The 25,784-nt window shown below is 64.0% G+C and carries 24 protein-coding genes; 12 read left to right on the plus strand and 12 right to left on the minus strand.

The window, feature by feature from the left end:
- Positions 1 to 153: 153 nt before the first annotated feature.
- The 3 genes from ACFQO4_RS04320 to ddfA all read left to right on the plus strand — a co-directional run bounded on the left by ACFQO4_RS04320 (position 154) and on the right by ddfA (position 4,832).
- Entirely contained in the window at positions 154 to 1,023 is an 870-nt protein-coding gene (locus tag ACFQO4_RS04320; protein ID WP_500259742.1) for a dihydrodipicolinate synthase family protein, read from the plus strand.
- 132 nt (positions 1,024 to 1,155) lie between these two features.
- Positions 1,156 to 4,392 carry a PAS domain S-box protein gene (locus ACFQO4_RS04325; RefSeq protein WP_500259743.1) on the plus strand — a complete coding sequence of 1,079 codons (3,237 nt, stop codon included), beginning with the start codon at positions 1,156 to 1,158 and terminating at the stop codon, positions 4,390 to 4,392.
- A gap of 119 nt (positions 4,393 to 4,511) precedes the next feature.
- The gene (gene ddfA / locus ACFQO4_RS04330) at positions 4,512 to 4,832 is read left to right on the plus strand and encodes a DdfA family disk-determining factor (protein WP_500259744.1); all 321 of its coding nucleotides are present in this window, start codon (positions 4,512 to 4,514) and stop codon (positions 4,830 to 4,832) included.
- A 43-nt stretch (positions 4,833 to 4,875) separates the two neighbouring features.
- On the opposite strand, the gene ACFQO4_RS04335 is transcribed toward ddfA, so the two are convergent.
- On the minus strand, positions 4,876 to 5,571 hold the full coding sequence (locus ACFQO4_RS04335; RefSeq protein WP_500259745.1) for a helix-turn-helix domain-containing protein: 696 nt from the start codon (positions 5,569 to 5,571) through the stop codon (positions 4,876 to 4,878).
- 180 nt (positions 5,572 to 5,751) lie between these two features.
- On the opposite strand from ACFQO4_RS04335, the gene ACFQO4_RS04340 reads away from it, so the two are divergent.
- Both ACFQO4_RS04340 and ACFQO4_RS04345 read left to right on the plus strand, forming a co-directional pair.
- Positions 5,752 to 5,952 (plus strand): hypothetical protein, encoded by a 201-nt coding sequence (locus ACFQO4_RS04340; RefSeq protein WP_500259746.1) that lies wholly within the window; start codon positions 5,752 to 5,754, stop codon positions 5,950 to 5,952.
- On the plus strand, positions 5,945 to 6,418 hold the full coding sequence (locus ACFQO4_RS04345) for a DUF7384 family protein (RefSeq protein ID WP_500259747.1): 474 nt from the start codon (positions 5,945 to 5,947) through the stop codon (positions 6,416 to 6,418). The genes ACFQO4_RS04340 and ACFQO4_RS04345 overlap by 8 nt, the downstream gene beginning before the upstream one ends.
- 70 nt (positions 6,419 to 6,488) lie before the next feature.
- Here ACFQO4_RS04345 and ACFQO4_RS04350 read toward each other — a convergent pair whose 3' ends face one another.
- A complete protein-coding gene (locus ACFQO4_RS04350) occupies positions 6,489 to 7,490 on the minus strand; it encodes a DUF3179 domain-containing (seleno)protein (protein WP_500259748.1) in 1,002 nt (333 codons plus the stop codon).
- An 85-nt stretch (positions 7,491 to 7,575) separates the two neighbouring features.
- Between ACFQO4_RS04350 and ACFQO4_RS04355 the strand changes: the two genes are divergently transcribed.
- Positions 7,576 to 8,025 carry a universal stress protein gene (locus ACFQO4_RS04355; RefSeq protein ID WP_500259749.1) on the plus strand — a complete coding sequence of 150 codons (450 nt, stop codon included), beginning with the start codon at positions 7,576 to 7,578 and terminating at the stop codon, positions 8,023 to 8,025.
- Between the two features lie 6 nt (positions 8,026 to 8,031).
- Here ACFQO4_RS04355 and ACFQO4_RS04360 read toward each other — a convergent pair whose 3' ends face one another.
- The 3 genes from ACFQO4_RS04360 to rocF form a co-directional block, all read right to left on the minus strand.
- Complete coding sequence (locus ACFQO4_RS04360) at positions 8,032 to 8,649, minus strand: small multi-drug export protein (protein ID WP_500259750.1); 618 nt, start codon at positions 8,647 to 8,649, stop codon at positions 8,032 to 8,034.
- An 18-nt stretch (positions 8,650 to 8,667) separates the two neighbouring features.
- Entirely contained in the window at positions 8,668 to 9,822 is a 1,155-nt protein-coding gene (locus ACFQO4_RS04365; protein ID WP_500259751.1) for an NAD(P)/FAD-dependent oxidoreductase, read from the minus strand.
- Between the two features lie 110 nt (positions 9,823 to 9,932).
- Positions 9,933 to 10,853 carry an arginase gene (gene rocF / locus ACFQO4_RS04370; protein WP_500259752.1) on the minus strand — a complete coding sequence of 307 codons (921 nt, stop codon included), beginning with the start codon at positions 10,851 to 10,853 and terminating at the stop codon, positions 9,933 to 9,935.
- Positions 10,854 to 10,995: 142 nt separating this feature from the next.
- Here rocF and ACFQO4_RS04375 point away from each other — a divergent pair, with 142 nt between their 5' ends.
- Positions 10,996 to 11,685, plus strand: a complete 690-nt coding sequence (locus ACFQO4_RS04375) for a metal-dependent transcriptional regulator (RefSeq protein WP_500259753.1) — start codon at positions 10,996 to 10,998, stop codon at positions 11,683 to 11,685.
- Positions 11,686 to 11,808: 123 nt separating this feature from the next.
- Positions 11,809 to 12,342, plus strand: coding sequence for an Rrf2 family transcriptional regulator (locus ACFQO4_RS04380; protein WP_500259754.1), 534 nt, complete (start codon positions 11,809 to 11,811; stop codon positions 12,340 to 12,342).
- 206 nt (positions 12,343 to 12,548) lie between these two features.
- Here ACFQO4_RS04380 and ACFQO4_RS04385 read toward each other — a convergent pair whose 3' ends face one another.
- The gene (locus tag ACFQO4_RS04385; RefSeq protein WP_500259755.1) at positions 12,549 to 13,460 is read right to left on the minus strand and encodes a DNA-3-methyladenine glycosylase family protein; all 912 of its coding nucleotides are present in this window, start codon (positions 13,458 to 13,460) and stop codon (positions 12,549 to 12,551) included.
- A 152-nt stretch (positions 13,461 to 13,612) separates the two neighbouring features.
- Between ACFQO4_RS04385 and ACFQO4_RS04390 the strand changes: the two genes are divergently transcribed.
- On the plus strand, positions 13,613 to 14,134 hold the full coding sequence (locus tag ACFQO4_RS04390; protein ID WP_500259756.1) for a DUF555 domain-containing protein: 522 nt from the start codon (positions 13,613 to 13,615) through the stop codon (positions 14,132 to 14,134).
- 278 nt (positions 14,135 to 14,412) lie between these two features.
- On the opposite strand, the gene ACFQO4_RS04395 is transcribed toward ACFQO4_RS04390, so the two are convergent.
- The 4 genes from ACFQO4_RS04395 to ACFQO4_RS04410 all read right to left on the minus strand — a co-directional run bounded on the left by ACFQO4_RS04395 (position 14,413) and on the right by ACFQO4_RS04410 (position 16,895).
- A complete protein-coding gene (locus ACFQO4_RS04395; RefSeq protein WP_500260456.1) occupies positions 14,413 to 14,649 on the minus strand; it encodes a UPF0058 family protein in 237 nt (78 codons plus the stop codon).
- A gap of 512 nt (positions 14,650 to 15,161) precedes the next feature.
- The gene (locus tag ACFQO4_RS04400; protein WP_254159800.1) at positions 15,162 to 15,341 is read right to left on the minus strand and encodes a DUF7836 family putative zinc-binding protein; all 180 of its coding nucleotides are present in this window, start codon (positions 15,339 to 15,341) and stop codon (positions 15,162 to 15,164) included.
- Between the two features lie 96 nt (positions 15,342 to 15,437).
- Positions 15,438 to 16,403: a transcription initiation factor IIB gene (locus ACFQO4_RS04405; RefSeq protein ID WP_500259757.1), complete on the minus strand. Its 966-nt coding sequence runs from the start codon at positions 16,401 to 16,403 to the stop codon at positions 15,438 to 15,440.
- Between the two features lie 207 nt (positions 16,404 to 16,610).
- The gene (locus tag ACFQO4_RS04410) at positions 16,611 to 16,895 is read right to left on the minus strand and encodes a DUF357 domain-containing protein (RefSeq protein WP_500259758.1); all 285 of its coding nucleotides are present in this window, start codon (positions 16,893 to 16,895) and stop codon (positions 16,611 to 16,613) included.
- A gap of 115 nt (positions 16,896 to 17,010) precedes the next feature.
- On the opposite strand from ACFQO4_RS04410, the gene ACFQO4_RS04415 reads away from it, so the two are divergent.
- A complete protein-coding gene (locus tag ACFQO4_RS04415) occupies positions 17,011 to 18,375 on the plus strand; it encodes a DUF389 domain-containing protein (protein WP_500259759.1) in 1,365 nt (454 codons plus the stop codon).
- A gap of 24 nt (positions 18,376 to 18,399) precedes the next feature.
- Positions 18,400 to 19,764, plus strand: a complete 1,365-nt coding sequence (locus ACFQO4_RS04420; protein ID WP_500259760.1) for an FAD-dependent oxidoreductase — start codon at positions 18,400 to 18,402, stop codon at positions 19,762 to 19,764.
- A gap of 76 nt (positions 19,765 to 19,840) precedes the next feature.
- On the opposite strand, the gene ACFQO4_RS04425 is transcribed toward ACFQO4_RS04420, so the two are convergent.
- Entirely contained in the window at positions 19,841 to 20,263 is a 423-nt protein-coding gene (locus ACFQO4_RS04425) for a thiol-disulfide oxidoreductase DCC family protein (protein WP_500259761.1), read from the minus strand.
- Positions 20,264 to 20,531: 268 nt separating this feature from the next.
- Here ACFQO4_RS04425 and ACFQO4_RS04430 point away from each other — a divergent pair, with 268 nt between their 5' ends.
- A complete protein-coding gene (locus ACFQO4_RS04430; RefSeq protein WP_500259762.1) occupies positions 20,532 to 22,025 on the plus strand; it encodes an HTTM domain-containing protein in 1,494 nt (497 codons plus the stop codon).
- A gap of 1,050 nt (positions 22,026 to 23,075) precedes the next feature.
- Here ACFQO4_RS04430 and ACFQO4_RS04435 read toward each other — a convergent pair.
- Positions 23,076 to 25,532 carry a DUF7827 domain-containing protein gene (locus ACFQO4_RS04435; protein ID WP_500259763.1) on the minus strand — a complete coding sequence of 819 codons (2,457 nt, stop codon included), beginning with the start codon at positions 25,530 to 25,532 and terminating at the stop codon, positions 23,076 to 23,078.
- Positions 25,533 to 25,784 lie beyond the last annotated feature (252 nt).

Consider the following 25,784-nt stretch of genomic DNA (forward strand, 5'->3'; position numbering starts at 1 on the left):
ATTCTTCTAATACGATAGATACTATAGTTATTCGATATAATTTCGATAGTAAATCACGGAGACGCGCTCGAGGCTCGACCACGTCGGCGCCCGTGCAGAATCACTGGCGTCCGAACGGCCACAGCTATTACCCGTCATCACTCAGGAACCGCCATGCACGGAACTGGCGTGCCGCTGGTGACGCCGATCGCCGACGATGGACGCGTCGATCACGACCGCCTCGAGGCCCTCGTGGACTGGTTCGCGAGCGCGGGCATCGACTTCTTCGTCCCCTGCGGATCGACGGGCGAGGCACCGCTGTTGACGGCCGACGAACGGACACAGGTCGTCGAGACGGTCGCCGACGCGACCGAGAAACCCGTCCTCGCGGGCACCGGCCACGAGGGGTACGAACCGACGCTCGAGGCGACCGAGGACGCGGCCGCGGCAGGTGCCGACGCTGCCCTCGTCGTGACGCCGTCGTACTACGGCAGCGACGACGCCGCGCTCGGGCGCTACTACCGCGACCTGGCCGAGGAATCGCCGATACCCATCTACCTCTACAGCGTGCCGAAGTTCACCGACTACCCGCTGTCGCCGCGACTCGTCGAGTCGCTCGCGACCCACGAGAATATCGCCGGGATCAAGGACTCGAGCGGCAGCCTCGAGTCGATCCAGCGCCTCGTCCGGTTCACCGCCGGTGCCGACTTCTCGGTGCTCGTCGGCCACGGCAGCGTCTACGCCCACGCACTCGACGCCGGCGCCGACGGCGGGGTGCTGGCGGTCGCGAACGCCGTCCCCGACCTGGCGAGCGAGATTTTCGAGACCCATCAAAGCGGCGACGATGCCGCCGCTCGCGACCTGAACGCCGCTATCGTGGAACTCAACCGGACGCTCACGGCTCGCTACGGCGTCCCCGGCATCAAGGCGGCCCTCGCCCACCGCGGCCTCGAGGTCGGGCCTCCGCGCCGACCGCTCGAGCCGGTGGACGATGACGCCGCAGCCGAGGTCACGGCGGTGCTCGAGGCTGCTTTCGAGGCCTAACGGTCGTTTGCCGCGCCCGCTCTCGACGCTCGAGGATCGTTCGCCACGAGGCGCTCGAGCTATGTTCGCTACAGGGCGCCCTCACGAGGAGCATGCCAGAGAATTTATCCCATCGAGCCCTCATTACGACGTATGAGCGACCGGTCGATAGGCACACGAACGACCTTCTGGGAGGGGGTGACCGACGACGTGGCGAGGGACCGATACCGGACGCTCGTCGACACGGTCGACGACGGGCTCTACCAGCTCGACGCCGACGGCCGCTTCGAGGCCGTCAACGAGGCGATCGTCGAGACGACGGGATTCGCCCGCGACGAACTCGTCGGCGAGCACATCTCGATGCTCCTCGAGGACGAAGACGTGGCTCGAGGGAGACGAGAGATCAGGAGACAGCTCGAGGAGGGAACCGACGACGTGTCGACGATGGAGTTCTCGATCCGGACAGCGGGCGGCGGCGCGGTTCCCTGCGACGTCCGGATGACGGTGCTGATCGAGGACGGCGAATTCGCCGGAACGATCGGCGTCGCGCGTGACGTCTCCGAACGCGAACGCCACCGCGAACGCGCCGAATCCGCCCGGGAGACCTACCGGTCGATCACGAGCGTCCTCGACGACGCCGAGATTGGTGTCATCGTCCTCGACGACGAGTTCACCGTCGCCTGGGCCGACGAAACGATCGAGGAGTACTTCGAACTCTCGCGAGCGGAACTCGTCGGTCGCGACAAACGCACCGTCGTCGACGACGTCAGTCAACGCGTCGCCGACTCCGAGACGTTCGCGGAACGCGTCCTCTCGAGCTACGAGGAAAACGACGCGGTCGAACGCTTCGAGTGTCGCGTTACCGAAAGCGGGGAGCGGACCGGCCGCTGGCTCGAGCACTGGAGCAAACCGATCGAGACGGGCCAGTACGCCGGCGGTCGGGTCGAACTCTACTCCGACATCACCGAACAGAAGCGCTCGGAGGGCGCCCTCCTCGAGAGCGAGGCCGAGTTTGCCTCGCTGGTCGACGCCGTCGAGGAGTACGCCATCTTCCGACTCGATCCCAAGGGGCACGTCGTCTCCTGGAACGAGGGCGCCTCGAAGATCAAGGGATACGACCGCGAGGAGATCGTCGGCGAGCACTTCTCGAGGTTCTACACGGCCGACGACAGGAGCGAGCGCGTCCCCGAACGAAACCTCGCTACCGCCCTCAAGCGGGGGTCGGTCGAGGACGAGGGATGGCGCGTCAGGTGCGACGGCACGACGTTCTGGGCCAACGTCACCATCACGGCGATCTTCGACGGCGACGGTACCCACCGGGGGTTCCTCAAAGTCACTCGCGACATGACCGACCGGCGCGAGCACGAACAGCAACTCCAACACGAGCGGGACCTGATAAACCGGGTCCTGGAGACGAGTCCGGTCGGGATCATGGTCGCGAATCCGGACGGGACGACCATGCGGGCGAACGACCGGTTGGCAGAGATCTTCGACCGATCGGTGAAGACGATGGAAGCCTACAGCGCCGGTCAGCGGGACATGTACGACGCGACCGGCGAGTACATCCCGCTCGAGGACCGGCCGATCAGCCGGGTGCTCGAGACCGGCGAGGCGGTGACGGGCACGGAAATCTGGATCGAAGACGCCGACGGCCAGCCCCGGTGGCTCTCGATCAACGCCGCGCCCGTCACGCGAGACGACGGCACCGTCCGCCACGTCGTCGCTGCAGTGACGGACATCACGCAGCTGAAAGTACAGGCCGAGCGCATCGAGCGACAGCGCGACGACTTGCGAACCGAACTCGACGACCTGTTCGAGCGGATCGACGACGCCTTCTTCGCGGTCGACACCGACTGGCACGTCATCTACGCCAACGAGGCGTTCGCCGACCTGGTCGACGTTTCGGGGCCGGAACTGCTCGGCGCGCCGATCTGGGATGCCCTCCCCGAACTCGAGGCGACCGCGTGTTCCGACGCGGCCCGCGAGGCGAAGCGGACCAGGACCACGGTTGAGTGCGAAGTGTTCTACGAGCCAGCCGACGCCTGGCTCCAGGTGACGATCTACCCCTCCGAGACCGGCCAGTCGGTCTACCTCACGGACATCACCGAACGCGTCCGGTCGCGAAATCGACTGCAACGCCGCGCCGTCCAGCAGGCGGTCATCGCCGACCTGGGACAGTTCGCCATCGAGACGAACGACATCGACGACCTCATGCACGAGGCGACCCGGCAGGTCGCCGACGCGCTCGAGGCCGACTACTGCAAGGTCCTGGACCTCGATCCCGTCGCCGACGAACTGCGCCTCCGACAGGGCGTCGGTTGGCAGGCGGGAATCGTCGGCACGGCGAAGGTCTCCGCCACCGACAACTCCCAGGCCGGGTACACGCTCATCGCGGAGGAACCCGTCGTCGTCGACGATCTCGGGTCGGAGACCCGATTCCAGGGTCCCGATCTGCTGACCGACCACGACGTCTCGAGCGGAATTAGTACCATCATCGGCTCCGCCGACGATCCGTGGGGCATCCTCGGCGTCCACGACACCGACCACCGATCGTTCACCGACGAGGACGTGAACTTCGTCCAGAGCGTCGCCAACATCCTCGCGGAAACGATCGAGCGCACCGACTACCGGGCGGAACTCGAGGGAACGATCGACCGCCTCGAGGACTCGAACGAACGCCTCGAGCAGTTCGCCTACGCCGCCAGCCACGACCTCCAGGAGCCCCTGCGGATGGTCTCGAGCTACCTCCAATTGATCGAGCGCCGGTACGGCGACGACCTCGACGAGGACGGCGAGGAGTTCCTGGAATTCGCCGTCGACGGCGCCGATCGGATGCGCGAGATGATCGACGGCCTGCTCCAGTACTCGCGTATCGACACCCAGGGAGCCCCGCTCGAACCGGTCGACGCCGGTGAGGCCCTCGAGGAGGCACTCGCCAATCTCGAGGTACGAGTCGTCGAGACGGACGCGGTGATTACCGCCGATCCGCTGCCGTGGGTTCGGGCCGACGGCAGTCAGCTCAGGCAAGTCTTTCAGAACCTGATCGCCAACGCGCTCACCTACGCTGGCGACGCCCCGCCACGCGTGCACGTCTCGGCCGAGCGCGACGAATCGGACTGGATCATCTCGGTGCGAGACGAGGGCATCGGCATCGATCCCCGGGAGGCGGATCGAATCTTCGACGTCTTCAACCGCGCTCACTCCCGCAAGGAAGATACCGGCACCGGCATCGGCCTGGCGATCTGCCAGCGCGTCCTCGAGCGCCACGGGGGCAAGATTTGGGTCGACTCCGAACCGGGCGAGGGCGCGACCTTCTCGTTTACCCTTCCGGCCGCAGCCGACGTCGGTGTCGATGTCGGCGGCGACGACGACGGCGACGTCGACGAGTGAAGAGAACCGGATACTCGGTGGACGGTTCGAACCCAACCGCGGCCCTCGAGATGTAGGGGCCGAAACTAAGACATCGCCCCTCGTCGTGTCCGGTAATCGATCACCACTTCTGTCCTCCAATGTCCTCAGACCACTCACCCGACGACAGGATTGGGTACGATCCGGAGACTGACACGTACACCGTCTCCTACGACTGGGCGAGCGACGAATTACCCTCGGAGGCGGTAGTCGAGGCGGTCGCCGCCGCCACCGGGTCGACGTCGGAATCCATCCCTCCGCTCTACGAGGTCGTCGACCCCGAGGCCCTCGATCAACTGTTCGTACCGACAAGCCAGGGGACATCGCTGCGAACGGGCGTCGTCGAGTTCCAGTTTCACGGGTGTGACGTGACCATCTCCACCTGCGGTCGGACGACCGTCACGGTTTCCGAGTGCGATTGACGACGCGTTCCGTCGTGTTCCGGATCGGCCCCAGGCCTCACCTTCACGAGCCGCCGAAAAGCATCGTGAGCAACTTTCGCTCGGCGGTGTGGATGTGCTCGGAGAACGTCGCGGAGGTAATGTCGAGTCGGTCGGCTACCTCCTCGCCGGTACACGTTCGCGGCCAGTCGTAGTAGCCCGCCTGGTACGCGACCTCGAGCACCTCGTGCTGGCGGTCGGTGAGCTGGGCCTCCAGAACTTGCTCGAACGATGATTCCGTAAAGAGGGGCGTGACGGACCCCGTTTCGCGCTTGGAGACGAGCGAGGCGCCGGCGGTCTCCTCGAGAAACGTCTCGATGACGTCGCCGGCATCGTACGGCGACGGAATTTCGGCGACGATCCGTCCTTCACCGTCGACGCTGCGAACCTCCCTGGGGAGCGCGCCGCACGTCGCCAGCGTCACGGCGGGACAGTCGGCGGAAACCAGAAATTCGAACAGCCCACCACGGTCATACGTCTCGAGAAGCGAAACGCTCACGGAGGCGTGGTCAGCAGCGAGGTCGTAGATTCGACTCGTCTCGGTGCCGGTAACGGTGAAGTACTCCGCGAACCGGCCGTCGTCCCGGGGAAGCAGTTTCGCTAACTCGATTTCACAGCCGTCGATGGTCGATGCTGCGACGAACGGGTACGAATCATCAGATATCGAAAATATAACTTCGACGGCGGAGGCGCTCTGTTGCGCGTTGGGGGACCGATGCATTTTTCTCACGGAAAATTACACATAGGTGAATTACAATTCTACCTCCTATATAATTTGGTTACTAACTGTCGAGATCGCTGCCTGGCTCGGTTCACCTCGAACTCAGCTCCCCTCGAGCAACCGCGACCGTCGAGCGCCGTCCCTCGAGAACTTTTGAGGCTCGACCCCCAACCTCGAGTGATGACCGAACGCTGGCAAGCGCTATTCGACCGGGGGGAGTCGTTCGCGGTCGACCTCGAGACGATTCGAAACGAGCTAGCGAGGCGACGCGAGTCGGCTGCCGACGATTCCGAATCGAGTTCGGGGTCGAAGCCGGACCCGGCCTCGGAATCGGAATCGGAACCAGCGCCCGAATCGACCCCGGAGGACGAAAATGCCTGACCGGCCGAATCCAGCGCGCATCGTCGCCGACGCGGACGTACTCGCGGCGGACCTCCTCGTCGGCGGGGCGGCCAGGGACGCCCTCGACCACGTGCGTCGCCACTCCTGGATGGATCTGGTCGCAAGCGACGAACTCCTCGAGGCAACCGAATCGCTCGTGGCCGCGCTGGCCGACACTGACCTCGCGCGAAGCCACCGCGACCGACTCGAGCGCGAGCGCGTTCGCGTCGAGCACCCGCCCGAGGACCATCCGGCACTCGCCTCGGCCTATCGGGGGAACGCGGCGCACCTCCTCTCGTTCGACGAGCGCCTGGGGTCGGCAAAAGCCGGGATGACCTTGCAGCCGCGGATCGCCGTGAGCGTGCGGACGCCGGACGCGTTCGCGACGGTGTTCGACGCCGAGAGTCTTTACGAGGCCGTCGAGGGCGGCACCTATCCGGGACCGGACCAGGATCCTCGAGCGTGAGGTAACGCGGCGTTCGTCGCCGAGCGGCGCGTTCACCGGCACCGGCGCCAGGGGTACACTCGCTGCCGACTCACCGATCGACGAGCGATTCCTGCCCGTGGTCGTCACACCAGGCGAACGCGAACAACCGCTTTGCGGGGACGGTCTCGAGGCGGCGCCCGTCCTCGCTCTCGCCGGTGATCGGGTCCCAAGTTGTGCCGTCGCCGACGAGTGGCGGGCCATCGGTTGCATCCGCGCCCACGTCCGCCGCTCGCGCGAACTCGAGGGAGAAATCGGGCGCCTCGAACGCGTGAACGCCGGCCTCGCCGGCGGCGACGACGACGTCGCTCTCGCCGACCGACGCCGTCAGGACGCCGCCCGCCTCGCGAACCCACGGGACGGGGATTCCGAGCGCGTCGCCGGCGCGCTCGATACCGAGGACGACCGCTTTGGGCTCGAGATCAGTTCGGTTCCAGGTCCGACCGCCGTCACTGTCACCGTCGCCATCGCCGCGAAGACCAGCGAGACCGATCTCGCCGCTCGCGAAGTATCCTGCGTACGGCCGTTCGTCGTAGTCGACCGGCACCGGGTCGTCGTTCTCGCTCGCGGCCTCGCTCTCGGCGTCGGGGACGGGCTGGAGGACTCGACCGTCGGGGTAGCGCTCGAAGAAGTAGTCGACCGTCGTCAGCGAGGACGCCCGCGGCGACAGTCGCGCTCCCTCGAGGGGGCCGTCGATGCAGACGCCCGCGGATTGTTTCCACTCCGAGTCCGTTTCTCGATCGTAGAGGACGAGGTCGTCGTCGGCGAGCTTTCCGCTCACGCCGAACGTGAGCCAACGACCGTCGACGACGGCGTCGTAGACGACGGCACTGGCACAGAGCGGACACCAGGTGACGGCTACCGGGGCGCCCGACACCTCGTCGTTGACCACCTCGTGGTAGTCGATAATCCGGAGCGGGTACGCCCGTGCGGGGCCATCCTCGGCCTCGAGAACCACTGCTTCGTCGGAAGCCGGTCCCCGGTGGTCCGGGCCGAACCGGGGATCGTCGATGCTGGGGATCGCGTCCCGGGGAATAACCTGTCTGACGTTCATACGAGGCCCTCGTCCGGATACGAGAAAAATCCAGGGCTCGATTCAGGGGGTGAATCTTCTTTCCGATCGGCCACCAAGGCCAGGTATGTACGAGTCGATCCTCGTCGCCACCGACGGCAGCGACACGGCCGAGCGAGCGGTGGATCACGCCGTTTTCCTCGCCGAGACGCTCGCAGTCCCACTGTTCGCCATCTCGGTGCTCGAGGACCGAACGGCCTACGATTCGGGAATCGTCGACCCAGAAGAAGTCAGAGCACGACAGCGGTCTCGCGCCGACGACGCCCTCGAGCGAGTCGAGGCGGCGGCGAGCGAGTCCGACGTCCCCGTCACGACCGCCCGGAAACGAGGGACGCCTCACGAAGAGGTCCTCGACTACGCCGACGAGCAGGGCTGTTCGGTGATCGTCGTCGGCGCACAGGGTCGGTCGGCGTTTCGCGACGCCCTGCTCGGGAGTACGGTCGACGCGCTGATTCGCCTGTCCTCGAGGCCGGTGCTGGTCGTCGGCGACGGCGAGGCAGACAAAGTGAGCCCGTAGAAGCGATTAGAAGGCGCCCGTGAGCGCCGACCGTCCGACGACGCTGACGAGCGTGATGAGGACCGTCCAGAGCGCGATGCTTCCGGTCATCCACGCGAGCGTGTCCCGGCCGCGGGCGCCCAGCGAGAGCGCGATGACGGCCGCGAGGTGGACCCCGGTCGTGATGGGCGAGAGCAGCGCTAGCCCCGGTAGCCCGTAGCGATTCCAGATGCGGACCGCCCGTTTTCGGCGCTTAGAAGGCTCGTCCGAGCGACGGCGCTCGAGCCACGCCGCGACCCGGTCGGCCGCGAGGACGATGCCGTAGATCGGGAGGACGTTCCCGGCGAACGCCGTCGCGGCGACCGCGATCGGATCGAGGCCGAGGGCGACGCCGAGTGGAATCACGACCAGGATCTCGAGCAGGGGAGTCGCCGCGAGCGCGAAGACGAGGGCGTACTGCCAGGGGCCACTGGCGGCGTCGAGGAGGTTTCGAGCCCACTCCTCGACGCTGGCGAGTTGGGCCTGAGCGAATCCTAAGAGCAGGTTTGGGTCTGGAACCAGAACGGCAGCCGAAACCGATCCGTCGGCAAGGCTACCGAGAGCGCCCTCGAGCGAAACTAACGCGTCGAAAACGATCGGGTCCACGGAACGCTCGAGCCTCGATCAGAGTACGGACCAGGCCTTGCGGGCCCGATTCCAGGAGGTCAGGTCGGCGATCCAGCGGGCGGCGATGAGCTTCTTGAGGTTCTTCGCGGGGAAGCCGCCGAAGGTATCGACGGGGAGCATCTTGACGCCGTGGGCGACGGCCTCGTCGCCGACGGAGACGACCGTCCCCTTGTCGTCGTACTCCCAGGTCTTGAGCGGGCGGTTGTCGATTGCGCGGGCGATGTTCTCGCCGACGACCTCCGCGGCCTGCCAGGCGGCCTGTGCGGTCGGCGGAGCGGGCTGGCTGCCCTGGTCGACGATCGCCGAGTCGCCGATGGCGAACACGCGCTCGTCGGAGGTCCGGAAGTTCGCCTTCGCCTCGACACGGTTGTGCTGGTTCTCGAGGTCGGTCCCGTCGAGGGCCTCTCGCCCCGTGATGCCGCCGGTCCAGACGAACACGTCGTACTCGAGGGGGTCGCCCTCGTCGAAGTGGATGACGCCGTCCTCGGCCTCGGTAATCGGGTCGTCGGTGTGGATCCTGACGCCGGCTTCCTCGAGCAGGTCGCGCAGGGCCTGCTGGATCTCGGGGTCGTTGCCGGGGAAGATCTCGTCGAGCGCCTCGACCAGGTGAATCTCGAGGGGCGCGCGGTTCTCGTCGCGGAACGCGGCAATCTCGCCGGCAGTCTGGATGCCCGAGAGGCCGGCGCCGCCGATGACGACCTGAGCCGGCTCGCCGCGGGTCGCATCGCGACTCGCCTCGGTGATCTGTTCGTTGATCTCGAGGGCGTCGTCGAGGCTCTTGAGCGTCAGGGAATGCTCCGCGAGGCCGGGGATGCCGTAGTAGGCGGTACTGCTTCCGAGCGCGACCAGCACGTAGTCGTACTCGACGTCCTCACCGTCTGCGAGTTCGACGACGCGTTCCTCGGTGTCGAGGCCAGTGACGGTGTCGGTGATGAACCGGGTCCTCGGGTCGGCGATGTCGGCGACCGGGATGGTGATGTCGGCGCGAACCGAGGGATCTCGAACGACGCGGTGGGACTCGTGCAACACGAGGTGGTAGTCGGTGTCGGAGATCCAGGTCAGTCGAGCGGTCTCGTCGAGTTCCGATTGGAGCGACTTGATCGCACCAGCGCCGGCGTAGCCGGAGCCGAGCACGACGACGTTCTCGGTCATATACGCCAACCTCCGTAACACACCGATACAAAGGTGTTGAAACCCGGATAGGCGTGCGCACCGTTCGCATGTAACAGAACTCGACAGAAATGATCAATTGGCCCACATATCTACAGAATCCGCTTTCCGAAGACGCTCGCCGCCAGTTCGGCGGCCAGTTCGGCCGTCTCGTTCTGTTCGTCGAGGATCGGATTGACCTCGACGACGTCCATCGACCGGAGGATTCCCTCGTCCTGGTCGCGTTCGTAGACAGTCTCGAGCGCCGAGTGGGCCTCCCGGTAGGTGACGCCACCGCGGACGGGGGTCCCGACGCCGGGGGCTGCGTTGGGGTCGAGCCAGTCCAGATCGAGGCTGACGTGGACGCCGTCGGTACCTGCCGTCGCCACGTCGAGGGCGTCCTCGACGACCGCCGTGATGCCCCGCTCGTCGATGTCAGACATGGTGAACGCGGTCATCTCGCTCTCGCGAACGAGTTCGCGCTCGCGTTCGTCGATACTCCGGAGGCCGACGTAGGCGATCGATTCCTCGCTGACCCGCGGGGCGTGAGCCCACTCGAGCCCCTCGAACATGCCGTGACCGAGCGTCGCGGCCAGGGGCATTCCGTGGACGTTCCCGCTCGGGGACGTCGCGGGCGTGTTGAGGTCGGCGTGGGCGTCGAACCAGACGACGCCGAGGTCGGCGTCCCTCGAGGAGCCGCCCATCGACCCGATGGCGATGGAGTGGTCGCCGCCGAGGACGAGCGGGAACGCGCCGGTCTCCAGGGTGGCCGCGACGGAACTGGCGACGCGCGTGGTCACGTCTTCGACCTCGCGGAGGAACTTGGCATTGCCCTCGACCGGCTGGTTGGCGTCGGGGTCGCGCTCCTCAGCGCGGGGCATCGGGAGGTCACCCTGGTCGAGAACCTCGACGCCGGCGTCGGCGAGTTCGTCGGCGAGGCCCGCGTACCTGATCGCGGAGGTTCCCATGTCGACGCCGCGTCGGTCGGCCCCGTAGTCCATCGGTGCACCGATTACGTGGACAGCTCGATCCATACCTGCAGTTCTCCACCCGACGTTTAGAGTGACCCGATTTCGGATTCGAGTACCCGATTCCACGAAACCGCTGAATACGTGGCGCTCGCGGTCGGATTCGATCGTCGGAACCTTTAGGAATAGACGCACCTAAATTCAGACGATGATGCTGAGTGACGTCATGGAAGACTACCTCAAGGCGATCTACCAGCTTCAGGCAGGACGCGACGAGCGGGTCAAGACCTCCGCTATCGCCGATTCACTCGAGGTCACCTCGCCGACCGTCACCAGCATGCTCTCGAAACTCGAGGAGCGCGGCCTCGTCGACCGCGAGAAGTACCGCGGCGTGGTCCTCACCCCAGAGGGCGAGACCGTCGCGCTCGAGGTAATTCGCCACCACCGCCTGCTCGAGGCCTACCTGACCGAGCACCTCGACTACGACTGGTCGGAGGTCCACGCGGAGGCCGACCGCCTCGAGCACCACATCAGCGAGGACTTCGAGGCCAGAGTCGCTGCCGCCCTCGACGACCCCGACGTCGACCCCCACGGCGCCCCCATTCCGAGCGCCGACCTTGAAGCACCGGAGACGCCGACCGGCGACGCCATCTCGGCGTTCGAGGCGGGCGACCGCGTCGTCGTCCGGGAAGTCGCCGATCACGACCCCGAGATCCTGTCGTATCTGGCCGAACACGGCGTCGAACCCGGGGTCGAACTCGAGATCGTCGAGGTCGCCCCCTTCGGGATGGTGACCGCACGGCCACTGGAGCCGGGAGATACCGAAACGCAAGTCTCGCTCCCACAGGAGGTGGCCCGCCACGTCCGCGTCGCGACCCCGGTGGATGTCCGGTCGTGATCCGTCGGTGAACGGACGGGCGGGAAGCGGAATTGATTACTACGGTCGTGAAGAAATTCGAGATAGCTATCGAAACCGTACCTGACCATCGGATTTAAGCAAATCAATTACCAAGGATTCACCATGTCATCAATCGAGCTTACCCCGAGCCAAAAGAAAATTTTGCGCGCGCTCACCAATCTTCACTCCGAGGACGAAGATGCGATCAAGGGCGAGGACATCGCCGAGCAGGTCGACCGCAACCCCGGCACCATCCGCAACCAGATGCAGAGCCTGAAGGCCCTCCAGCTGGTCGAGGGCGTACCCGGCCCCAAAGGCGGCTACAAGCCGACCGCGGCCGCCTTCGAGGCCCTCGAGATCCAGCAGATGGACGAACCGGCGGCCGTCCCGCTCACGCACGAGGGTACCCCGCTCGAGGGCATGATCGTCGAGGAGATCGACCTCTCGAGCGTCCACCACCCGGAACTCTGCCGGGCCGAGATTCACGTTCAGGGCTCGACCGGCGACATCCACGAGGGCGACAGCGTCACCGTCGGGCCGACGCCGCTGTCGAAACTGGTCATCGAGGGAGTACTCGATGGAAAAGACGATACGAACAACATCCTGATTCTGCGGATCGAGGACATGGTCGCGCCGGCGGAAGAGCCGGCCCACTGACGCCAACCCATCGTCTTCGACTCTCGCTGTAACTCTCGACTCACACTGTGGCTCTCGAGTCGCGGGTGACTCCCGACTCGCGTTGTGACTCTCGAGCAACCTCGAGAGTTCGTCGGCATCTCGAGAGACAGCATCACCACTCGTGTCACGCGTCGTCGCCAGCTCGAGGGGCCGAATCGGTTGCGGGACAAGTTTCTCGCGAACCGCTACGCGTCGACCGCACCCGTTCGCAGGTGATGGAAGAGGTACGTCTGGGCGTACCCGGCGTACTGACCGCCGAGTCGCTCGCGAATCGCTCGAGACGTCTCGCCGTACGATCCGCGGTCGCAATCGGGGTAGTACTCCGCGATCGCACTCCTGATCCACGTGTCGAGGGGGACGGCCTCGTCGAACCCCAGCGAGAAGAGCAGGACGCAGTCGGCCACCTTGTCGCCGACCCCGACGAACCGCGTGAGGTGCTCGCGGGCGGCCTCGTACTCGAGGTCGCAGGCGTCCTCGGGGCGGGCCTCGCCGTTCGCAACCATCTCGGCCGTGCGCTGGACGTAGGGGGCGCGATACCCCAGGCGCAGGTCCCGGAGGTCGGCTTCGGTGGCGGTCGCGAGCTGTTCGGGCGTCGGGAAGGCGTAGATAGTCTCGCCACCGAGCGCGTAGGCGTCGCCGTACTCCCTCGCGAGCGTCGAGACCATGCCGTGGATGCGCCCGACGCGCATCTGCGCCGAGCAGATGAACGAGATCAACGTCCCGAAGGGTGGGTCGTCGACCAGTCGCATCCCGTCGTGGGCCGCGTATGCCGCTCGGATCAGCGGGTCGTCGGGCGCGTCCGCGGCGATCGCCTCGAGGTCGTCCTCGAGACGCAACAGCTCGCGGATGAGCGGGTCGGCGTCGACCGTCGACTGCCACTCGAGGTCGCCACCGGGGCCGTCGGGCTGGCGCACCCGGATCGGAACGTCGTCGACGACAGTCCGGTACCACGCTTCGGGCGCTCGACGGTCCGTGTACATCTCGCCATCGCTTCGCGTCCAGAGGTAGCTCTGGCCGCTCTCGAGGGTGAGGTACAGGTCGAAGCCGCCCGAGAGGGCTTCGACGGCAATCGTGTCGCTGACAGTGGCTGTCGCCATCGCTCTGGTCGTGGCCTTCGTGGGTGCGGGTATGGGCCTTCTGATTTTGACCTGGTTCGAAAATCCGGTACGAGAGTACGAGCGAGAGCGAGACAACGCCTGTGGCCCACTACGGGCGAACCTTCATACCGAATGCGATACAATAGCTCACTATGCACTGCAGGGTTGTCGTCGAAGCTGCCGTGCCGGTGTTCGACGTCGAAACGGAAGACGAGGCAATCCGTATCGCCATCTCGAAAACTGGCGAGATGCTGAACCCTGACCTGAACTACGTCGAGATTAACATGGGCGAGCGCACCTCCCCCGGCGGCGAGGAACTGCCCCCCGCGTTCATCGCTGCCGACGAAGCCCTCGTTGCCCTCGAACTCGAGATGACCGTGTTCAACGTCGAACGCGAGGAACACGCCTCCCGCATCGCCCGCAAGGAGATCGGCCAGCGCCTCGAGAACATCCCGCTGGAGGTGCTTTCGGTCGAGGTGCTCGAGGACGAGGAGGACGACGACAGCGACAGCGACGCCAACGACGAGGACGACGACAGCGACAGCGACAACGAAACGTCGACCGACGAGTCGGCTCGAGACGACGACGAGACTCCCAGCGAAGACGTGGTTGACGATCAGACCTCCGAGACGGACGACGACGTCCTCCCAGAGTTCGAAGATTTGCTCGAGTGACGATCACGAACCGGACGCAATAGTCGACCAGTCATCGCACAAATACGAAGCCAGCGTACGCCTCGAGCGAAAGCAGCACAGTCCGTCGCCGAGAGCGCTCGAAGAACGAATTTGGGTAGTGAAACGGAAAGAGAGACGGCAAAACTGGAATTTGCGTCGAAGTCGGAGGTCGGGGTCGAAAACGAACGTCGAGAGTCGAAAACGAAATCGAAATCAAACGTCAGATAACGCCAGTCTTTCCAGTCGGTGGTGTCGTTGATCAGGGTATCGCAGGAAACTCAGTCGGCCGTGGCTGCGACTGCTTCCGCCTCCCCCTCTCGCATCGGTTTCGTAATTCCCCCAGCCAGCGCAAAAACAGCAGCTTTGTGATCGGTTTTCGATTTGTGGATCGATGTCGGTCGAATCCCAAGAGACTCGTACTCGTCGAGCGAAACCGAACAGTCCTCCCAGTTAGCACAGTGGTTCGATACTTCGGCAAGAAGGCCGTGAAGGTGAATGAGCTCTTGTTTCTTCATAACCATGCAATCATACCCACTGCAGGGTTATATTATTATCTTGAGTCTCGTTAACACGCTCCAGGTGACGATTGAACGAAATTTCGCCGTTCGAGACCATCTCGAGGGGAAATCGCTCGTCAAAAACCACTCGGAAGGATCGGCCTAACGAGGATTTGAACGACGTAATCTCCGGTTTCTGACGGAATCCAACGAGGTTTCCCACGGACGCCGATCGGAGTGGCTGTGTTGACGAAACTGGTCGCCAGTGGGGTGAAGAAACCGGCACGAACGACGGAACGTGTCGCTCGTTGACATCAAGTCGATACCCGAACAAATCGGTCGGAGACCGGGGTCGAAAACCGACGCGTGGTCGCGTTCCGGTCGTCGACGGTCGAGACCGGAGCCAACCCGGACTCGACGCGAACCCGGACTCGACGCGAACCCGGACTCGAGCATCGACTTCTCGTTCACCCTTCGAGCTGCGGCGCTCTGCACGAGCGCGATCGAAAAAAGCTCGACGGACGTCGCAGTCACCCGAGTTGTTTCAACGTCCGCAGATCGCGATCCGTCCGAGTAAATTCGGCCATACGCCGGGAAGCGTGGCAGTTAGGACAGTGAAACATCGAGGTGGAGTCGGGCAATTCAGCCGGCGTCAGTTGCCATTCTTTGACGCATTCAGGGCAGACGAGTTGGACGGTCGTTTCGACCATGCTATGGCAATACACACCCACCGTCAAAAACGTTACCGCGCAGCTGAAACGACGAGTCGATCGACACCGAACCGACGGACGCGCTGTCGACCGACCTTAGACCGTCATCGTGTCGCTGGCCTCGAGCAGTTCCTTGTACCGGTTTCGGATGGTCACTTCGGAGATGCTCGCGACCTCACTGACGTCGTTCTGGGTGACCTTCTCGTTGGTCAGCAAGGCGGCGGCGTACACCGACGCGGCCGCGAGGCCGACCGGTGACTTGCCGCTGTGGACGCCCTGGTTGCGGGCCGACTCGAGCAGGCTCCGGGCCCGGCGCTCGGTCTCGTCCGAGAGGTCCAGATCACTGATGAACCGGGGGACGTAGCTCTCGGGGTCGGCCGGCTTGATCTCGAGGTTGAGCTGGCGGACGATGTAGCGGTAGGTCCGAGTCAGCTCCATCCGGTCGACGCGGCTGACGGCGGCGATCTCATCGAGGCTGCGCGGCGTCCCGGCCTGTCGCGCGGCAGCGTACAGCGCCGAGGTGGCGACGCCCTCGATCGAGCGTCCCGGGAGCAGGTCCTCGTCGAGCGCTCGCCGGTAGATCACGCTGGCGGTCTCCCGGACGTTCTCCGGGAGGCCGAGCGCGCTGGCCATGCGGTCGATCTCGCCGAGGGCCTGCTTGAGGTTGCGCTCCTTGCTGTCGCGGGTGCGGAAGCGCTCGTTCCAGGTGCGCAGGCGCTGCATCTTCTGGCGCTGGCGACTCGAGAGCGAGCGCCCGTAGGCGTCCTTGTCCTGCCAGCCGATGTTGGTCGACAGGCCCTGGTCGTGCATCATCTTCGTCGTCGGTGCGCCGACGCGGGACTTCTTGTCCTTCTCGGCGGAGTCGAACGCGCGCCACTCGGGCCCGCGGTCGATCTCGTCTTCCTCGACGACCAGCCCACACTCCGAGCAGACCGTTTCGGCGTGCTCGCTGTCCGAGACCAGTCGGCCACCGCACTCGGGGCACTGCTCGTCCTCGCTGGCTCGTGGTTCTTGTTCCCGCTGTGTCTCGCCACTGTAGGTTCGAATTGTCGTATCTGTCATGGTGTATCGACTCGGTTACTCAGAGCTCCCGGGTGGGGGGAACCAGAAGAAAACCCGGACGCTCCAGCTAACATACGGTAAGGGCGAAAGGCATATAAAGCTTTTGCCTTCTTTATAAAGAGTCACGCGAGCAGTTATGTACGTTTCGGTTAGTACATGATCGTTCGTTGAGTATCGAACGGCCGAGCGCCGAGGTGGTCGGCGGCGTCAGACAGTGAAGAGGTGACCCTCGGTCGGCACGTCGAACAGGCCGATCCGGGCTCCGGCATCGAGCCAGGCGTGTCCGTAGGAGAACGCCGCGAGCGCGTTCACCAGGTCGTCTTCCTCCCGAAAGTGGCGGCCGTCCTCGAGGTACGACCGGGCCATTTCGTCACACTCCGCGGCGGCCTCGGCCATCGGGGTTCCCTCCGGCGGCGCGATGGTCGCCGCCTCGAGCGCTTCCGCCAGCAAAGTTCCGTACCGATCGGTCTTCTCCTCGAGATCAGCGGACATACGCGGTGGTCGGCGGGAACGGCCGTAAACGCATCGTCATCGATCCATGACGGTCCACTCACAGCGATTGTCAGGTCGATAAAGACGTAACTAGTGGGCCGTGGTATCGCCGGCGATGCGATTGATACAGGCGCTCGTCCCCTCCGCCGTCCAGGACGACGTGCTGTTCGCGCTCGACACCGAGGGAATCGACTACGTGACCCTCCGGGAGAACACCGACGGAGAAGACAGCGTCATCGTCCAGTTTCCGTTGCCCACACAGGCCGTCGAGGAGGTCCTCGACACGCTCGAGGACGCCGGCGTCGACGACGACTTCATCGTCGTCAGTTCGATCGAGACGGCACGGACGCCGGGCCTCGAGTCCCTCGAGAAGCGCTTCGTCAGCGGGAGCGAGTCCGACGACAGCATCTTCTACGAGGAGATTCGGACGCGGGCGCTGAACATGACGCCGAACCGCCTCACCTACTACGCGATGACGCTCTTGAGCGCAATCGTGGCGACGGCCGGCCTCCTGCTCGATTCGCCGGCAATCGTCGTGGGATCGATGGTCATCGCCCCGCAGGTGAGTGCCGCGCTGACCGGCACCGTCGGGATGGTGCTCAACGACCGCGGCATGATCGTCGACGGCATCTCCTCACTCGTCGGCGGACTAGTAGCCGCGATGGCCGGCGCGTTCGCGTTCGCCTGGCTCATCCGCACAGGGGCCATCGTCCCCTCGACCATCGAGATCACCGCTATCCACCAGGTGAGCACCCGGATCTCTCCCGACCTCCTCTCGCTGATCATCGGTATCTGCGCCGGTGCTGCGGGCGCGTTCGGCCTGGCGACTGCCCTGCCCGTCTCGCTGGTCGGCGTCATGATCGCCGCGGCGCTCATCCCCGCCGCGGCAGCCGTCGGCATCGGCCTGGCCTGGAACGCGCCCCTGGTCGCGGCCGGAGCGTTCGTCCTGCTGACGATCAACGCCGCGTCTATCGTCCTCTCCGGCCTCGCCGTCTTCTGGTATCTCGGCTACCGGCCCGGCGACTGGGTGCCAGGGGACCTGCGACAGAACCTGACCCGCGACCGCCTCGGCGCAATCGTTCCCGCCGTGCTCGTCCTCTCGCTCGTCTGCCTGCTCGCCGGCGGCGTCCTCTTCCATCACGTCTCCTTCGAGAACGACGTCAACGAGGAGATCCGTACCGTCCTCGACAACTCCGAGTACGACCGGCTCGAGCTCGTCGAGCTTCGAACGGAGTTCGCCGGGGGCGACCTGTCCACCTCGTACGAGGTGACCGCCGTGGTTCGTCGCCCCGACGGCGTCGCCTATCCGGACCTCGTCCCTACGCTCGAGGACGCGCTCGAGGATCGGACGAGCCGCCAAATCGAGGTGACCGTCGAGTACGTCGATCGGGACACCGGAGCGAACCGTGGTGACGCTCGGTTCGACTCGGTGAATCGACACGCGGTCGACCGCGGAATGCCAGGAACGCAAGGCGTTTAGGTCGCCTGTGCGTAGTACGGACACATGAGCGACGCCCCTCGAGTCGAAATTTACACCAAAGAGAACTGCCCGTACTGCGAGAAGGCGAAGGACCTCTTCGATGCCAAAGAGATCGCCTACGAGACCTACAACGTCACGGGCGACGAGGATCTGTTCGAGGAGATGGTCGACCGCGCCGAGGGACGCAAGACCGCGCCCGAGGTGTTCGTGAACGACGAGCTAATCGGCGGCTGGGACGAGACCAGCGCCCTCGACGAGACCGGCGAACTCGACGAAATGCTCGGCATCGCCCGCAACGACGACTGCGAGGTCGTCGAGCACCGTCGTCTGATCATCGCCGGGACGGGAATCGCCGGCCTGACGGCGGCTATCTACGCTGGCCGGTCGAACAACGAGCCCCTGGTCATCGAGGGCGACGAACCCGGCGGCCAGCTCACCCTGACCACCGACGTGGCGAATTACCCGGGCTTCCCCGAGGGGATCAGTGGGCCCGAACTCGTGAACAACATGAAGGAACAGGCCCGGCAGTTCGGTGCCGAGCTCAAAAACGGCATCGTCGAAAACGTCGAGCGGCTCGAGGATCCCTCGGTCGTGGAGGAGGCCACCGAGGACTCCTTCTGCGTCGACCTGACCAACGGCGACAGCTACACCGCCGACGCCGTCATCGTCGCCTCCGGCGCCAGCGCCCGGACCCTCGGCATCCCTGGCGAGGACGAGTTGATGGGCTACGGGCTCTCGACGTGTGCGACCTGCGACGGCGCGTTCTTCCGCGACGAGGACATGCTCGTCGTCGGCGGCGGCGACGCGGCCATGGAGGAAGCCTCGTTTCTCACGAAGTTCGCCGACACGGTCTACCTGGCCCACCGCCGCGAGGAGTTCCGCGCAGAAGACTACTGGATCGACCGCGTCCACGAGCACGTCGAGGACGGCAACATCGAGATCATGAAGAACACCGAGTTGATCGAGATCCACGGCTCCCAGGAGGAAGGCGTCGACCACGTCACCCTCGTTCGCAACGAGAAGGGCCACCCAACCGACCGCCTCGACGACCCCGAAACCGAGGAGTTCGACTTCGACGTCGGCGCCGTCTTCTTCGCCATCGGCCACACGCCCAACACCGACTACCTCGAGGGACTCGGCATCGAGACCGACGACGAGGGCTACCTCAAGACGAAAGGTGGCGACGGCAGCGGCCAGACCGAAACCGCCGTCCCCGGTATCTTCGGCGCCGGCGACGTCGTCGACTACCACTACCAGCAGGCCGTCACCGCCGCGGGCATGGGCTCGAAGGCGGCGATCGACGCCGACGAGTACCTCGAGGACCTCGAGCGAGAGCGCGAAGAAGCCGTGCTCGAAGAGAGCGAGGAAGTTCCGGCGGCCGACGACTGACGGCTGTCGGCTGACGTCCTACAACTGGCGGTTGGAGGCAGGCAGCTGACAACTGACGTCTATACGCTGGTTTCGATCACTCGAGGAACCGCGACTGCACGTTCCCCGTCGGCATCATACACTGCTCTTTCTTCCCGAACCAGCGATAGCGCCGGTTCGCGACGAAGTCGTACGCCCAGTCCCGAATCGGGCGCGGAACGAATCGAAACGGCGACAGGAGGGCGTAGATTCCACCAAGGTGACTCGCCGTGCGGACGATCGCCCCCGACTTGACGTAACTGTCCTCGCCCTCGATCAGAACGACCGACTCGAGTTCGTCGGTCGGGAGGCCGTGCTCGGCACACAGGGCCTTGCCCACGTCGGACTGGAGGGACGCGAAGTAGAACTGCTCCTCTGTATCGCGGGGCACGACGAACTGGACGAAGCCGTTACAGAGGTTGCAGACGCCGTCGAAGAGGAGGATCGGGGCATCTGCGGGAACCTCGAGGTCGACGCTCATTGGTCGATTTTCGTTCGGCGTGTAGTTCAGCATTCCGATGGCGGTGATCAGGGTCGATGGCCCCCGCTCGGGATTTTCGCGGATTCGCGGGTACAAGGACCTCCAATTCGAGTATGCGTCAGGAAGTTCCACGAAACCACGCCGATCGAAACTGAGCGAAAAAAGGAGACAACAAACTTATGCGTCATTGCGCGTGACACCTCGGAAACGGTCGACCCAAACGATGTCCTCGCAATCCACCTCCACTCTGGACCGGCTGTCAGCAGCCATGGATCGGTTCGCCGTCGCCCTCCAGCGGCGGTTCGAGATAGACCTCCGGGCGCTCGCCGCGTTTCGGATCGCGCTCGGGCTCCTCATCATCCTCGACCTGCTGAACCGCGCTCGCAACCTCCGCGCGTTCCACACCGATACAGGGGTCCTCCCGCTCGAGGCGTTGCACTCGGATTACGGCGACGTGTACTCGATACACGCGATTTCGGGAGACGCCTGGGTACAGGCACTCCTGTTCGGTATCGCGGGCGCGTTCGCGCTCGCGATGGTCCTCGGGTACCGAACTCGACTCGTAACGATCGTCTCCTGGTTCTTGCTCGTCTCCTTGCACGTTCGAAACCCGATGGTAACGAACGGCGGCGACATCCTCCTGCGCCTGCTGTTGTTGTGGGGGATCTTTCTCCCTCTCGGCGAACAGTGGTCGATCGACGCCAGGCGAATCAACCGGGAACGTTCGACGATTGCTAGCGAGGCGACGATGGCCGTGCTCTTACAGGTGTTCCTGATGTACTTCACCAACGCCATCCACAAGTGGCGAAGCGACGTGTGGATGGAAGGGGAAGCGCTCGTCCGTATCTTCCAGGCCGATCAGTTTACGATCTTGCTCGGCAACGTCCTCGCGGACCAGGTCTTCCTGTTGCGACTGTTTTCGTACGTTTGGGTCGCGCTGATTGTGCTCTCGCCGCTCCTGATCGCACTCACGGGCTACCGCCGCGCTCTGCTCGCGACGCTGTTCGTCGGAATGCACCTCGGCATGCTCGTCACGCTTCGCATCGGCCTGTTTCCGCTGATCGTCATCGCCGGCTTACTTCTGTTCTATCCACCAGTGATATGGGACCACACGACCGCCCTTGCCGCCCACGTTGGCATCGCGGCGCCGCTTCGTGCGCGACTAGCACGACTGCAGGCGGTCGTCCCGCGATTCCCTGCAGCGGACGTCCCGATGCCGTCGCGCTCGAGCGTCCTCGAGCGTGGCCGTGGTGCGTTCTTCTCGGTCGTCCCGGCGCTCCTCCTGCTCCTGGTCCTCTTCGCCAACGCCGAGGCCGTCGACTACACCGAGGTTCCCGACCCTGCAGATGAGGTCATCGACACTGCGATGATCGACCAGCAGTGGCGGATGTTCGCACCGAACCCCACCTCGAATGCCAAGTGGTTCGTCGTCCCCGGCGAACTCGAGGACGGGTCGGAGGTCGACGCCATGCGCGGCGGGGAAGTCGACTGGGATCGGCCGCCGAGCGTCGACGCGACCTACGACGATTCGCGGTGGCGGAAGTACCTCAGTAACATGCGCTACGCCGGCAACGAGAATCACCGCTCCTACACGGCGAACTACCTCTGTCATCGCTGGAACGACGAACACGACACCCAACTCGAGACCGTCACCATCTACGGACTGACGGATCGTGCCGACAGAGGAGAAGAGCCGGATATCGCCCGGTTCGAACTCATCGAGTACGACTGTTCGGGTGAGTTCATCCAGGAGCCCAGCTGAGACGTTCAGTTACGAGGTCCACGGTCGGAGACCGTTGAACTCAAGCGTTTTCGGTCGAGTTCGAATGCCATCTGCACACGTTTTTTCACTGTACGTGCCTCGAGCGACCAGTGGCTGTCTGACCGACTCGCACCTGGATCTGCCGGACTCGACCACGGATGCCCGTCGTCCGATTCGACGAATCGGCCTCGAGAAAGACTCGAGTACGAAGTACCACAGAATAGCGATGCCGTGATTCGCGAGCGGTGAGCCGGGTACGTCCAGAAGGGGTGAGGCCGAGAACGGGAGAGCAACAGCGACGAAAAACGCCGTTTACGCTGGCGACTGGTTGATCGAGCGGAGGCGGTGACCACCACTCAATCGTGACGAGGCGAAGCGCAGCGTCAGGTCCGAGTCGCAGTCGCCACGATTGGGTGTGGTGTGTGTCGAGCGCCGGACGTAGCCATCGATCGGCCCACGAAGGGAACCTGCGCGATCTCACAGAAACGATGCTGTTTGCGACGAGGTGAGACCGAGGAACGTTTTGATATGCTTCGTGGACGGCGCGCCTTCACCACCAGTGGTGTTGCCTATCGTCTCCCGAGTAGCGCCGTCTACGATGACGATTTCAGGACGGCACAGAATTGGCCGTGTGGTACCGGACGTTTTCGTGAGAACCGGACAGCCCCACCGTCAACTCTGACGACCAGCAGCGACGATCATCGAAGCAGGTCCTCACGTCGGCAGTCGTCGGCGTCGGTGAGGATGCAGTAGACGCAGTGGGACACAAGAGAGTAGAGAGGGACGACGCACGAGCTGGCATGGACTGTGACAGTGAATCGAAAGCCGTGGTAGCTGTCGAAGGGCCGCCAGGACGGCCGTGCGATCGTGGGGACTTTTCGTGGACGTGGAACGCGAGTGCTCGAGCGGTCGGCTACGTTCACGGTAGTGAAATCGATCGTCGCCTCGATTGGTTCTGAGCGAGGGTGGACGGAACGCCGTCGCTGGTCGGTGTAGCGTTCGATAAAATGAAAACCGCGGGACCGGAACTGCTCCGGTTAATTCAGCTGCTTAGTCCTGGCGGCGGAGTGCCAGCATCGCAGCGCCGAGGAGTGCGACGAGAGCGACAGCGACGCCGAAGCCGGGCGTACCGTCATCGCCTTCGTCGTCATCGTCTTCGGTGTCGTCGGTCTCGGTGTCGTCACCGTCGGTGTCGTCACCGTCAGTGTCGTCACCATCGGTGTCGTCACCGTCGGTGTCGTCACCGTCAGTGTCGTCACCATCGGTGTCGTCGCCGTCAGTGTCGTCACCGTCAGTGTCGTCACCGTCGGTGTCGTCACCGTCGGTGTCGTCACCGTCAGTGTCGCCTTCTTCGACAGTGAGTTCACCCTCATCGATCGTCGTGCCGTTCACGACGAGCGACCAGTTGTAGGTGTCAGCGGTGGCTTTCTCGTCCGTGCCTTCGAGCGTCACGGATTCGCCAACGCCAACGGTCTCCTCAGCGTCGATAACGTTCTTCCCGTCGAAGACGAGCTGAACGGTGGTCGTGCCTTCGGCGTCACCGTTGTTCTCGAGATCAACGGAGAACTCGAGGACGTCACCTTCGACAGCGTTCTCAGGGAGGGTTGCGGTTGCCTTCCAGGCAGCGCCGGACTCGTTGTCCTCGTCCTCATCGGTGCCTTCGGCAACAACTGCCTTGTTGTTGATCTGGTCGTCACCAAGCGTGGTTCGGATATCGAACTCCTCTCCAACATCGCGGTCGCTGAGGTCGAAGGTGTCCGAGAAGGAACCATCGTCGTTGACTTCTGCGGAGCCACGCATGACGGAGTCAGCGAAGCGGACACGGTAGTCGACAGAGTCGCCACCGGGTGCGATGTTCGTCTGACCAGCGATCACGGCCTCGTCGGACTGTTCGACGAGGAGTCGGTCGTCGTCGTCGGTGTCACCGACGAGTTCGACGTTACGCTCTTCAACCGAGAAGGAGTCAGCGGCTTCGGCGTCCTCCTCGTAGTAATCGTTGTTGTCAGCGGTGACGCTGAACGAGACGTCCCACGTCTCGTCAACGTCGATGTTGTTGCTAGCGGACTGGTCAACGACGACGTAGAACGTGCCGTTCTCTTCGTCCGTGTGGAGGTCAGCCCAGCCCTCATCGAGAGCCGTCTCGAGGGTTGCCGAGTCAGGCGAACCGAATCGCGGTTCCTCGGTGTCATTGAACGTCATCGAGAGTCCCTCGTCGTTCGGATCGAAATCGGTGCCGTCGGTGGTGAGGTAGCCGTAGAAGCCGGACGCCTCAACCTCGAAGACCAGGTAGTCGCCCTGGGCGACGTGGTTACGCTGGATGGAGTTACCGAGGATGTCCTCGATTTCATCGTCGCCAGCGGGTTCGGAGGTGATCCACGTGTTCAGGTCGCCAACCGAGCCGGTCTCGAGCGTGAGGAATGCGATGTCGTCCTCGTCTTCCGTCTCCGTGTCGGGGAAGACCTGCATCTCGTAGATGTCAGCTGGGAGGCGCGCTTCGACGTCGTATTCCGTCAGACTGTCGTCGTCCTCAACGGTAACGGAGTCCTGGCCGTCGGTGTCGGGATCCTGAACAGCGGAGTACGCGCCGTCTTCGTTACCCTGGCCAGCCTCGTAAGTGTTCAACTGGACAGTGACTTCACCGTCGTTGTCACCGTCTTCGACGGTAATGTTCGCGGTGTAGAACTCCTGTCCGTCGTCGAAGATCTGGACTGCGGCGGTGCTGCCACTGTTGATCTCGACGGTGAACTCAGCGTGGTCACCAGCAGTTCCTTCGTACTCGTCAGCGCTGAACTGAGTCGCGAAGTCAGCTGCCTCTTGGACCGTGATCGTCGCGGACGATTCAGCGGTCGTGTCAGCGACATCGATGGTGAACGTGTAGTCGCCTACAGCCCAGCCCTCGAAGTCAGTCTCGAGGTCTTCACCAGCGTAGCCCTCGATGAGGACTGCGTTGTCAACACCCTCGTGAACCTCGGCGCTGTCACCGAGTGCAGCGGAGAGGTCTTCGGCGCTGACAGCGTTGCCGTCAGCGTCCTCGGCACTCACGTACACGTCGACGGAGTCGCGGGGGATGTCGCTAACGTCCTCGTATTCGAGGGTAGCGGAGTCCCCAACGCTGATCGTGCTGGTGCTCCACGAAGCACTGATCTCCTGTTCGTTGACCCAAAAGGTGCTCGTCGATTCGTCTTCACCGTACTCGATGTAGTATCGACCTTCGTCGAGGCCTTCCGTGCTGAAGGTAGCGGAACCGTCAGAAACACGGAGGTTCTGGACCACATCGCCGCCCTGCATTAGGTCAGCGGGTTCAGAGAGTCCGGTCACTTCTACTTCCTGTCCAATATACGTGTCGTCCCCTGAGATGTCGCCCGCGTTCAGGGTAACGTCAGGTCCGTCGTTGTGCGCCGCGGTTGCGGAGCCCGCAAGGGCCGCGCCACCGATCGCGACAACGGAGAGGACCATCAGCGTAGCCATGAGGACTGCGCTGAACTTATCCTTGTAATTGCCTGTCATTGTTATCGTTGTATTCTGTTACGGCAACAGTATCGTTCCTGCCAATCACACATTACCGTGCGTGAGGCCATACTTACTACTGTCACCCTGGGTAGGGGTATTAGATACCGAAGAGCCATTGTTATAAATGCTTTGTGGTGGTCTCGGGGTATGCCAACCCGGCACAATCTCCCTCAGACCCCGCTCAGTCCGGTATTAGCGCCGAACGCGATCGACGTACAATTCGAGAATACATATAAAGGTCAGTAACTG

The organism is Saliphagus sp. GCM10025334 (genome assembly GCF_042663485.1).
Taxonomy (GTDB): domain Archaea; phylum Halobacteriota; class Halobacteria; order Halobacteriales; family Natrialbaceae; genus Natronosalvus.